10 protein-coding genes and 1 pseudogene are annotated in these 11,236 nt (G+C 54.8%); 4 read left to right on the top strand and 7 right to left on the bottom strand.

Annotation, left to right across the window (positions count from 1 at the left end; translation table 11 throughout):
- Position 1 precedes the first annotated feature (1 nt).
- The 7 genes and pseudogenes from MKY86_RS24750 to MKY86_RS24780 all read right to left on the bottom strand — a co-directional run bounded on the left by MKY86_RS24750 (position 2) and on the right by MKY86_RS24780 (position 4,724).
- The gene (locus tag MKY86_RS24750; RefSeq protein ID WP_076083027.1) at positions 2-1,300 is read right to left on the bottom strand and encodes a 6-phospho-beta-glucosidase; all 1,299 of its coding nucleotides are present in this window, start codon (positions 1,298-1,300) and stop codon (positions 2-4) included.
- Complete coding sequence (locus tag MKY86_RS24755; RefSeq protein ID WP_076083023.1) at positions 1,285-2,274, bottom strand: N-acetylglucosamine kinase; 990 nt, start codon at positions 2,272-2,274, stop codon at positions 1,285-1,287. The genes MKY86_RS24750 and MKY86_RS24755 overlap by 16 nt, the downstream gene beginning before the upstream one ends.
- A 20-nt stretch (positions 2,275-2,294) precedes the next feature.
- Positions 2,295-3,284, bottom strand: coding sequence for a LacI family DNA-binding transcriptional regulator (locus MKY86_RS24760; RefSeq protein WP_076083019.1), 990 nt, complete (start codon positions 3,282-3,284; stop codon positions 2,295-2,297).
- A 337-nt stretch (positions 3,285-3,621) separates the two neighbouring features.
- Positions 3,622-3,732: pseudogene (locus MKY86_RS24765) on the bottom strand (LuxR C-terminal-related transcriptional regulator); the annotation flags it as partial.
- Positions 3,696-4,091, bottom strand: a complete 396-nt coding sequence (locus MKY86_RS24770) for a retropepsin-like aspartic protease (RefSeq protein WP_076086962.1) — start codon at positions 4,089-4,091, stop codon at positions 3,696-3,698. The pseudogene MKY86_RS24765 and the gene MKY86_RS24770, both read right to left, overlap by 37 nt.
- Entirely contained in the window at positions 4,088-4,336 is a 249-nt protein-coding gene (locus MKY86_RS24775) for a hypothetical protein (protein WP_036723516.1), read from the bottom strand. Before MKY86_RS24775 ends, MKY86_RS24770 begins: the two co-directional genes overlap by 4 nt.
- A gap of 163 nt (positions 4,337-4,499) precedes the next feature.
- Positions 4,500-4,724, bottom strand: a complete 225-nt coding sequence (locus MKY86_RS24780) for a helix-turn-helix domain-containing protein (RefSeq protein ID WP_019908812.1) — start codon at positions 4,722-4,724, stop codon at positions 4,500-4,502.
- Positions 4,725-5,201: 477 nt separating this feature from the next.
- Here MKY86_RS24780 and MKY86_RS24785 point away from each other — a divergent pair, with 477 nt between their 5' ends.
- From MKY86_RS24785 to MKY86_RS24800, 4 genes are all read left to right on the top strand, one after another.
- The gene (locus tag MKY86_RS24785; protein ID WP_076082359.1) at positions 5,202-6,179 is read left to right on the top strand and encodes a LacI family DNA-binding transcriptional regulator; all 978 of its coding nucleotides are present in this window, start codon (positions 5,202-5,204) and stop codon (positions 6,177-6,179) included.
- Positions 6,180-6,380: 201 nt separating this feature from the next.
- Complete coding sequence (gene efeO / locus MKY86_RS24790; protein ID WP_076082357.1) at positions 6,381-7,295, top strand: iron uptake system protein EfeO; 915 nt, start codon at positions 6,381-6,383, stop codon at positions 7,293-7,295.
- Between the two features lie 4 nt (positions 7,296-7,299).
- Positions 7,300-8,649, top strand: a complete 1,350-nt coding sequence (gene efeB, locus MKY86_RS24795) for an iron uptake transporter deferrochelatase/peroxidase subunit (RefSeq protein WP_083685556.1) — start codon at positions 7,300-7,302, stop codon at positions 8,647-8,649.
- A 359-nt stretch (positions 8,650-9,008) separates the two neighbouring features.
- Positions 9,009-10,826: an FTR1 family iron permease gene (locus MKY86_RS24800; RefSeq protein WP_340827555.1), complete on the top strand. Its 1,818-nt coding sequence runs from the start codon at positions 9,009-9,011 to the stop codon at positions 10,824-10,826.
- Positions 10,827-11,236: the final 410 nt, after the last annotated feature.

Below are 11,236 nucleotides of genomic sequence, written 5' to 3' on the forward strand. Positions count from 1 at the left end.
TCTATTGAAATAACGGCAAAAACGGTTTGTTCTTCTCCAGCATTTCATCCAGCAGCTGTTCAGCTACGGTGACCGAAGGCATGAGCGGATGATGAACCATCGCCTGCAGGGCCACATCCCGGTCTCCGTGCACAGCCGCCTCGATCGTAAGACTCTCATATTGCTTGACCGCAGCCAGCAGGCCTCTGACAGACTGGGGCACCTTGCGCAGCGGAATCGGCAGCGGCCCCTGCTTGGTGACCATACAGTTCACCTCAATCGAGGCATCGTCCGGCAGGAAATCAATAATCCCGTTATTCCTTACATTCAGCGTCTGGATATCGCGGGAATCATTATGGATAGAGCGCATCAGCAGCACTGCCGCCTCCGAGTAATAGGCTCCGCCGCGCTGTTCCAGCTGCTTCGGCTTCTCCTTCAGCTCCACGTTCCGGTACAGCTCGAATAGCTCCTCCTCCACCTTCTTCACAACTTCAGCGCGTGATCCGGCCGTTGCCGCTGCTTCCTTCTGTTCCGCCAGCATCGCGTCCGTCATATAGTAATAGCTCAGATAATAGGAAGGGATAGCTTTCAGACCGTTCAGAAACCGGTGGTCCCAGGAATCAAACGGCACATTGCTTGCCTTATAGCTCTCGGGGTAATCAATAAGCTCCTGCAGCTTGCTCTTCCCGTCAATCACGACATCGGATACCCAGTGCAGATGGTTGATGCCGACAAACTCCGCATAGATCTTCTCCACGGGAAGCCCGAAGAATTCGGAGAGCCACTTCTGAAATCCGATCGGCGAGTTGCACAGGCCCACGCTTCTAACCGATGAATATTTATGAACAGCTTCAGTCACCATCCCGGCCGGATTCGTAAAATTCAGCAGCCAGGCATCCGGGGCCAGCTCCTCGATATCCTTGCAAATGTCCAGAATAACCGGGATGGTCCGCAGGCCCTTCATCATTCCTCCAGGGCCTGTAGTCTCCTGACCGATGACACCGTACTCAAGCGGAATCAATTCGTCCCACTTGCGTGCTTCAAGCATCCCTACCCGGATCTGCGTGCAGACGAAGTCCGCTCCGGCAATGGCCTCCCGGCGGTCAAGCGTCGCTGCAACGGTAATCGGCAGTCCGGACTCGGCAATCATCCGCTTGCTCAGTTCCGTAATCGTATGTAGCTTCTCTCTTCCTTCTTCAATATCCACCAGCCATATTTCGCGGACAGGAAGCTCCTGGTGGTGCAGGATGATCCCTTCAATTAATTCAGGCGTATACGATGACCCCGCTCCGATAACAACCAGCTTCAATGTTTCCCCCATGATAATTGCTCCTCCTTACCCTGTGATAGATGATCAAGAACCTCCTGATTCACATGCAACCCGCTGCTTTCCATCGCCAGAACGACCGATCCTACAACCGGCTCCCGGGTTAAAATCCTTAATGTGCCGTCCGGGGCCGCCTGCTTCACTCTTCGCTCAATGGCCCGGCGGATAATGCCCGCACGGTCTCCCTTGGTCAGCAGGCTGCCTGCAAGCACGATGTCGAAGGACTCCTCCTCCATGGCCAAGCGGCGAATAGCCGAGGCAGCCGCCAGACCCAGCTCATCCCCTTGCTTGACCAGCAGCCCGGTGGCCACCGGGTCCCCTTCCTCTGCCGCCTGAAACAGCAGCTCCGCAATTTGGGGAGGCAGATCTCTGAAATGATCGAGGTAATCCTCTCTTAGTTCCGGGACATTGGAATAGCCCAGCAACTGAGTTAAGCGTTCGCTTAGGACCGTCTTCTGTTCTCTTCCGTCATCCGCCCTGAGGACGCTGCGGAAAACCTCCATACTTAAGTCATAGCCGCCGCCGAAATCCCCGAACCGGTAGCCGAAGCCGCCGCATTGATAGGCAGCACCCGCCGGATTTTTGCCGCTGCAGTTCACGCCTGATCCGCAAATCAGCACGATCCCGTAATTCTTCTCTGTCCCTGAACGCAAGGCATTCCAGGTATCGCAGGAAATCTCCGTCCGGGGAAGGCCGAGGCGGCCGATGATGGGCCGTAAAATCCTAAAATCAGCCTCTCTGTCCGCTCCCGCCAATCCGAACCAGGAATAATCCAGTTGCTCCCTGGTCAGCCCGGATGCTGTAATGGCTTCCGATACAGCCTGCTGCAAGCTGTTCTCCGCCTGCTCACGGTTCAGCTGATGATTCCCGTTCCCGCCCTTGCCTGCACCGAGAAGCTTCCCCTGTTCATCTGCAATCATTGCGTAGGTCTTACTGCCCCCTGCATCCACTCCCAAAAAATACTTCACAGATCATTCACTCCTAAATTTCAAGTTAATCGAACAGAAGCGGTAGATTCACGGATGAGAAGCTGAGGAGCAAGCTTCGTTACCGCAGGGGGCATCACCTCCCCATTGATCAGCTTCAGCAGTAAGTCAACGCCGATATTGCCCATCTGCGCCTCTGGCTGTCTGACCGTTGTGAGCCGCGGGTAGAATTCACCGACGAACTGCTGATCATCAAAGCCGACCACGGAGATATCCTGAGGCACCAGAATCCCCTCCTCACGCAGGGCTTGAACAACCCCGAGGGCAATAAAGTCGTCTCCCGAAAAAATGGCTGTCGGCAGCTTATCCTCGCGGACCCATCTCTTCGCCACCTCATAACCGCTGCTTACCGTAAAGCCGCAATATTCCGTGCCAAAGGGCGTTAGTCCCGCTTCATCCAGCGCCTGGACATAACCCCGTTTGCGCTCCGTTACACTCAGGAACTCCGAAGGGCCGCCGATATAGGCAATCTGGGTGTGTCCAAGACTAATCAGGTGTCTTGTTGCTTCATACCCGCCCTGATAGTTATCGACGACAACACTCGGAACATCCTCATGCTCAAACTGGTTATCCAGCAGGACAACCGGGATGTTCTTGCGCTTCAGCTCCTCCACATATTCCTTCTCCTCCAGCGGAGACAGCAGGATAATCCCGTCCACACGGTCCTTCTGGAACAGGAAGTTCACCCCATCATCGTCATTCTCGGCGATGGACAGGGCCAGGAAGTACCCCTGCTCTGCCAGCTTCCGGTTCACTACGCGAATCACCCGGTCATAGAAAGAATCGTTAAAGTTGTTAATCGACATCCCAATGACTCCGGTCTTGCCGCGCACCAGACTCCGCGCCGCTGAATTGGGCTGATAATTCAATTCCTCTATCGCATTCAGCACTTTCTGGCGGTTGCCTTCACGTACAGAGGGTGAATTGTTAAGGACTCTGGATACGGTCACTACAGAGAGCCCCGACTTCTTGGCTACATCATGAATATTCATCTAAGTATCTACGCCTCCACACTCAAAAGTTTAAACGATTTAACTTTCAAAGTAATAAAAAAGATTTACTCAGCACGCCATAACTTACAGCCTGACTGGAAAATCGAACATTGGACGTCAGCTTTGCATTTATTAAAAGTATCAAAACCATCCAGAAAGTTTAAAGGTTTATACTTTACACTGATTTTACAACCAATTCCCCCGGCCGTCAATCCATAAAATGCAGCCGTGCTTAATATTCCGGGAGGTTGGATCGCCGGGACTAGTAAGAGCAAAAAAAAAACTCATACCGAAGGATAAGAGAAGGCTTAAACGCATCACCTCTGAAGCATGGCAGCTATATTTTCAGCTCCCCAAGCTTGATCAGCTCGACAACCGCTTGCGAACGGCCTTTTACGTTTAATTTTTGCATTACGTTTGAGATGTGGTTGCGGACGGTCGTCTGAGTTCCAGCTTTTCCATATCCACGGTAAATCCATATGTTTTCAAGATATCCAAGCCGAGCAAGCCTTTATGCGACTTGGGCAATATTCCTACATCAATCTCCACATTTGCAATTTTTAAGGCATCAATTTCTATCTGATCCATAACCTTGGTGTAAAAAGGTACGGTTCCACCAACGCCATAAGCTTCGTATACAGGGTCTCCGTTTTCATACGTAACACCTATCTCTTCGAGTACATCAGGACTGAACACAGTATGCGATGAACCCGTATCAATAATGATATCTTTTATTTGCAGCGTTCTCCCTTGATAGCATACGGAAATATCTGTTGTCAGAAGTTGTCCATCATAAGCTATCTTCATGATCGCCGCCTCACTCTCATCAATGGATCTCTGCGCAGATGAATAACGCACTCCTCATTGGCAGTGTGATAGACAAGATTTCCTGGTTCGGCGCTGAAAAATTCCTGGTTGGCGTTCTTCTCAGATACTGCACGAACAGGAGCTACTTCCGTTATAATTTTCTTATCATCTTCCTCACGATAGTCAAGAATGGAAAGCAAAACAAATTGGTCAGGAAACAACTCTCTTACTTGCTGCCATTTCATTCTTTCACACCTCCCGGGTAGCCATCGATAAAAAGTGGTTCTAATGAATTCATTTTATCATAGTTTGAAATCGAATTGAGAGTTGACACGCAACAACAAAAAACCTCCCCTCATCCCGAAGGATAAGAGAAGGCTTAAACGCATCACCTCTGAAGCATGGCAGCTAGATTTTCAGCTCCCCAAGCTTGATCAGCTCGACAACCGCTTGCGAACGGCCTTTTACGTTTAATTTTTGCATTACGTTTGAGATGTGGTTGCGGACGGTTTTTTCGCTGATGAATAACAGTCCGGCAATATCCCGTGTAGTTTTGTCCTGCACAAGAAGCTCGAATACTTCGCGTTCACGATGCGTCAGCAAAAATTTGCTATGATGTTCGTTGCCCTTCAATGGTGTCACCCCTCCTTGCCCTGGGTTTGTTTGGTATAACAAGGTAAAGGGATACAGTCAAAACATACTATGTGGAGGGGCAGTTAATGGTGCTGTCGCAGCATTAAATTGGGCGGGGGCAGGCGCGGAGCATGGACAAACCCGGTACTTCTGACCGGAATGCACACAAGAAACGGCTGCTGCTCCTTAGTCATTAAGGCGGCATCCGTCGGGCAATGTCTATAGAAACCACGCTGCTAAAGGGTTGCTCAGGAAAAAAATATTGCTGAACATCCTTCCTGCCCGCAGCGTGAAATGGCTAACGTTACCGGTCCGTCACGCCCTTGCGGTCACGCCGGTTTCTCCGGTAAGGCTTGTTGCACCCCCAGTGTAAAGTATGAAATGGATTCCATAGCAAGCTTTTTATCGGCCGAAAAGCTGTTCATTTCTATGTTAGAATAATGACATACCAGTCTCACACAGGAGGCGCAGAGAAGCGTGGCTAATATTAAAGAAATCGCCCGGATGGCCGGAGTGTCTGTAACGACCGTCTCACGGGTGCTCAATAATCATCCGTATGTCAGCAAGGACAAAAGAGCCGCTGTATTGCAAACGATTGAGCAGCTCGACTATACCCGCAATATGAACGCCGTTCATCTGATTACCGGACGTACCGGTGCGGTGGCGGTGATTCTGCCGTATATTCATGCTTTTTATTTCTCGATTATTATGAATGGACTTGCCCACGAGGCGCTGCTCTCGCAATACCGGCTGATTCTGTGCCAGAGCAATTACCTGGAGGAAGAAGAAATCAAAGTGTTGGAGATGCTGCGTCATAAAGAGATTGACGGTGTTGTTATTGTATCTACTGCGCTGAAACCAGACATTATTGAGGAGTACACGGCCTACGGTCCGGTCGTCACCTGCCAGGACAGCGGAGAGCGACGCTATTCCTCTGTCTATATTGAGCATTATGCGGCTTTCAAGGAAGGGCTGGAGTACTTGACCGGCAAAGGGTACCGCTCCATCGGTTATTGCGAAGGAAGGAGTAACGGCAGCAGCGCCGTGATCCGGCAGGCTGCTTACCGCGAATTCATTGCTGAGCATAAGCTGGCTTTTGAAGAGGAATGGATGATCTATGACTGTACAACGGAGGAAGACGGCGCAGCCGCTGCACAGTCCCTGCTGAAGATGCCACAGCGGCCGGAAGCCATAATTATTACTGGAGACCATGTAGCTGCCGGGCTGATTATTGAAGCGCGCAGAGCCGGTCTCAGCATCCCTGGGGACCTCGCAGTTATGGGCTTCGATAACCAGCCGATTGGACGGCTGCTTCAGATTACCACCATGGACAACCACCTGTATGAGATGGGGGCCGCCGCCTTCCGCATTATCCATGAGCAGATTCACTCGGAGCGCCCCGAGCCGGTCTACCGCAAGCTGGACTACCGGATTATTGAGCGGGCCACGGTGTAGAATCCGATCAGCCGGAAATTTATATATACGAACTGCGTCTTCCGCCTGCCGGGAGGCGTATTTTTGCATTTTATTTGTGCGGATCATTATGAATATGATAATTATCACATTTTTATTGACAGCCAATAGGGGGAGATTTATGATAAGTCCATCATTGATAACGATTATCATTTTCATAAATGAAAAGGGGTATCCATACAGATGAAAATAGGCTATGCAGTACCCGCAGGTTTGCTTGCGGCTTCCCTCCTGTTTGCCGGCTGTGCGGGCAAGGACAACAGTAATAATAATGGCAACAACGGCAACAGTGGTAACAACTCCGGGAATAATGCTGCAGCCCAGGCAGGCAGCGGGGCAGAAAGTGTAGCGAAGGCCGGAGGTGAGACGAATGCAGATTTCACCACTGCCATCGACGAATACCGCAAATACGTCATTGAACAATGCGATGCGTTCGTTAAGCAGACCGAGGGCTTCACGGATGCTGTCAAGGCGGGCAAGCTGGATGAAGCCAAGGCGCTGTATGCTCCGGCACGCATGCATTATGAGCGGATCGAGCCGATCGCTGAAGCGCTTGGGGATCTGGACCCGAACATTGATGCCCGTGAGAATGATGTAGATGCTGCGGACTGGCGCGGCTTCCATAAGATTGAACAGGCTCTCTGGCAGAACAATACAACGGAGGGCATGACGGATGTCGCGGACCGCCTGCTGAAGGATGCGCAGCTGCTGCGCGCCAAGGTGGAGACGGCCGGAATCGATGCCAATCTGCTCGTTACCGGGGCTGTTGAGCTGCTGAATGAGGTCTCCTCCTCCAAAGTAACGGGGGAAGAGGAGCGTTATTCCCATACGGATTTGTATGATTTTGTGGCGAATGTGGAGGGGGCCCAGAAGATCTATGAGCTGCTGAAGCCGGAGCTGGCCAAAAAAGATCCGGCCCTTGAGCAAACCATCGGCGAGCGGTTCACCGCCTTAATGAATGAGCTGGCGCCGTTCAAATCGGGGGAGGGCTACGTCTCTTACGAAACGCTCAAACCGGAGGAGGTCCGCAGGTTAAGCCAGAACCTCGACGCCTTGGCTGAGCCGCTATCCAACATGGGAACGATTCTGGGAGTGTGACGATATGAACAAGAAAGATAAGAATTCCCGGAATAAGGCTGACGCGGATCACGGGATTCCTGCGCCGGAGACCCAGCTGTTCAACACCAAATTCAGCCGCCGCGATATGCTGCGGCTGACCGGTGCCTCGGGTCTCGGGCTGCTGCTCGGCGGAGGCGGTGTGGGCGGCATTATGGCGGCACGCCAGGCAGCAGGACGGGCGGTCCCGGCCGCCGCAGCCTCCGGGCAGAATGAAGAACAGGCGGATACGATCCCCTTCTACGGCAAGCACCAGGCGGGGATTCTTACCCCTGCGCAGAATTTTCTGTGCTTCGCTTCATTTGATGTGACGACTACCAAGGTCAGTGATCTGAAAAAACTGCTGGAGGACTGGACTGCCGCCGCCGCTGCCCTGACCTCGGGTACGATGATCGGCACGGCAAACGACAAGCCCAATCTCCCGCCAACCGACACCGGCGAGGCGGATGGCCTCACCCCTTCCAAATGTACACTTACCTTCGGGGCAGGTCCGACCCTGTTCGACAGCCGGTTCGGGCTGGCCGGAAAGCGCCCCGCTTCCTTCACTGAGCTTCCGTCCTTCCCAGGAGACAGCCTGGAGCCGCAGTGGTGCGGCGGCGATCTCTGTGTCCAGTCCTGTGCAGACGATATGCAGGTGGCATTCCATGCTATCCGCAATCTGGCCCGCATCGCCCGGGGCACGGCGGTACTGCGCTGGACCCAGGAAGGCTTCCAGCGCAGCGGCAGCGCCGATCCGTCAGGCGGCACCCCGCGTAATCTGCTTGGCTTCAAGGACGGCACGGGGAATCCGGACGTCACCGATGAGACGCAGATGCGAAATATCGTCTGGAGCGGCAGCGCCGACGGCCCGGCCTGGATGAACGGGGGCACGTATCTTGCGGTGCGACGCGTACGGTTCCGTATTGAGGTCTGGGACCGCTCCTCGCTGAGCGATCAGGAAGCCACCTTCGGGCGGCACCGGCAGAGCGGTGCACCGATTGGAGCCGGAGATGAATTCGCCGAGCTGAATCTGGCAGCAGCCGATGCCAGCGGCAAGCCCGTCATTCCGCCGGATTCCCATTCCGCCCTCGCTCATGGGGACGGCTCGGTCAAGATTCTGCGCCGCTCCTACTCCTATTCCAGCGGCATGGATCTCAAGACCGGACAGCTTGATGCCGGTCTGGTGTTCATCAGTTTCCAAAAGGATCTGATGAAGCAGTTCGTCAGCATCCAGCAGCGCCTTGCGAAGAATGACCGGCTGAATGAATACATGGTTCACACCGGCAGCGCCGTCTTCGCCTGCTTCCCGGGTGTACGGGAAGGCGGATATATCGGGGAGCTGCTGCTCGAGGGATGAAATGCCTAGGCTGTGAACGGTGACGCTGAGAAAGCAGGAGCCATGGGGATTGCGAGGCCTGAAGCGCAACGGCGATTCGGGGACCGGAGCTGCGGCGATTCGGGGACCGGAGAGGACGGACAGGTAGCTGATCGTTATGGACTGAGAGGCCTTTATTTTCTCTTTTCGAGCATATTCAGCTACTCCAGCGGACTGCACGGCGCTTATTTCCGCTACAGCGGGCGTTTTCCTCCCAATTATTTGTACATAAGCTCCACTGAGTCCGTTCAACTTGCAGAAACGTTAATATTACTAAAATAGGGGCAGCTGAGTCCGTTGCAATTGACCCCTCCTCGCTAAACTTGAAGGGAATGATCCCGATGATGATCACGGTTACACATAGTCCATGGCGGCAGTTCAGGGCAGCGCTGCTGCTGCTCTGCCTGCTTGTGCTGCTGCCCGGCGCGCCGGCTTCTGCGTCAGGCGCGCCGCTGGATGAGCTGCTGCCGCCTGTAGGCAGCGCGCTGGTCGAGGCCGGCCAGAGCCGCTGGGAGGCGGCGGCGGCCGATGTTGAATCGTTCGCGGCGCTGTGGCGCAGCGCGAACGAGAGCAAGCCGGACCCGGCACTCGCCGGTCCGGCTGCTGAGGTGGACGCCGCGCTGGACGCCGCGGCGGAAGCCTTGGCGGGCGGCGGCGGAGCGCCCGCTAAGGCGGCCCTGTCCACGCTCGCCCGCAGCGTGGATGCGTTCGTCACCGCCGCCGCAGGCGAAGGCGGCGGTGACACGGGCGCCGCCGGACGCGCAGCGGCGGCGAAGCTGCTGCCCGCGGCGGAGCGCACGCGGGATGCGGCGCGCAGCGCCGACTGGGCCGCGGCGGCGGAAGCCTACCGCGCCGTGGTGAACGGCTGGACGCCAGTGGAACGCGGCATCCGGGCGGATAATCCCGCCGTCTACGGCTTGCTGGAGACGAAGATGAGCCTGCTGCGCATTGCGCTGCAGGCAGAGCCGGTCCGTGGGGAGGCCGCGCAGGCGGAATCGGAAGCGCTGGTAACGCTGCTGTCCGGTTACAGCGAAGGCCAGGCCGTTGATACCGGTGGTGTGCCGGCGGAGCCGGCTTCCATTGAGGGGCTGATCAGCTATCTGAAGCAAGCTTCCACCGCCGCCCAGGCCGGTGACAGTGCAGCAGCCGCAGATATAATGGAGCAATTCATCGCTGCCTGGCCTTCGGCCGAAGGCCAGGTCCAGCTGGCCTCACCCAAGGTCTATGCCAGCATCGAGAACAAGAGCACTGCCGTCACCGGTTATCTGCTCTCCAGCCCTCCGAAGCTGGACCAAGCGCTATCGCTTATGGACACAATGCTCTCTGAGCTGACGCCGTTGGCCGGGGAACAGACTTATACCGCATGGGATGCAGCACTCATTCTGCTGCGCGAGGGGCTGGAGGCGATTCTTGTACTCGCTGCCCTGCTTGCCTATCTGCGCCGCGAAGCAGTACCGGCGGCCCGCCGCTGGGTCTGGTCCGGCGCAGCGGCAGGTCTGGCTGCAAGCATCGGCCTCGCCGTATTGCTGACCTATTCCCTCTCCCAAGCCGCCTCCGGCGGCGCGCGTGAGCTGATCGAAGGCGTCACCGGCCTCGTCGCTGTGGTCATGATGCTCACCGTCGGCCGCTGGCTGCACGGCAAATCCAGCACAGCGGCCTGGAATAAATATGTGGACCGCCAGATGCAGGGCGCCCTGGCCCAAGGCAATCTGTGGTACCTGTTCTTCATCGCCGCGCTGGCCATTTTGCGCGAAGGGGCGGAGACTACGATTTTCTACGCAGGGATGGCACCGGCCATTGACACCTCTCAGCTGCTGCTCGGGATTGGCAGTGCACTTGTAATCCTAATCATTCTGGGCTATGCCGTAATCGCACTAAGTGCCAGATTGCCGGTTGCCGCCTTCTTCCGCGCTGCTACAGTGCTGATCTACTATCTGGTGTTCCGCTTCCTCGGTGAGAGCCTTCACGCCTTGCAGATCGCCGGCAAGCTGCCTGCCCATAACGGGCAAAGTCTGCCTTCCATCGGCTGGCTTGGCATATATCCGACTTGGGAGACCACCCTCCCGCAGCTGCTGATTCTCGTCTTCATTCTATGGGAACTGCTGCGCGGCAGACGTCCTGCCAACAGGAAAAAGGCTGCAAACGAGATCACGAAGTAATCATAATAGTAGAGCGCCAGACCTAAAGAAGTTGATGCAGTTCAACCATGCAGTGCTTTATGGCGTGTAGTTCCAAGTAGACATTCAGGGATAGTTGCATAATGTACACTTAAAAACAGCGAAAAAGAAGGCTTGCCTCTAATAGCTGTAATCTGTACAACTAAATCTGCCCCAACGGGTGGAAACTCGGGAAAGCGGGGGATTTTAACTGTACCAAATACAGCTAAACGTATACTGGGGAGAAAACCAGACGTTTTAGTTGTACGAAATACAATTATGGCTATCGCCTATGAGTAGGTACGGTACTCGGGGCGTTGCAAAAGAGCTGCAATCTGTGGGTGTGCTCCTCAAACACGCAGATTGCAGCTTTTTGTATCTCCCGCCACTTGTCAAACCTTGTGAGATGCATG

The organism is Paenibacillus sp. FSL R7-0333, assembly GCF_038000365.1.
GTDB classification, from domain to species: Bacteria; Bacillota; Bacilli; order Paenibacillales; family Paenibacillaceae; genus Paenibacillus_AQ; species Paenibacillus_AQ silagei.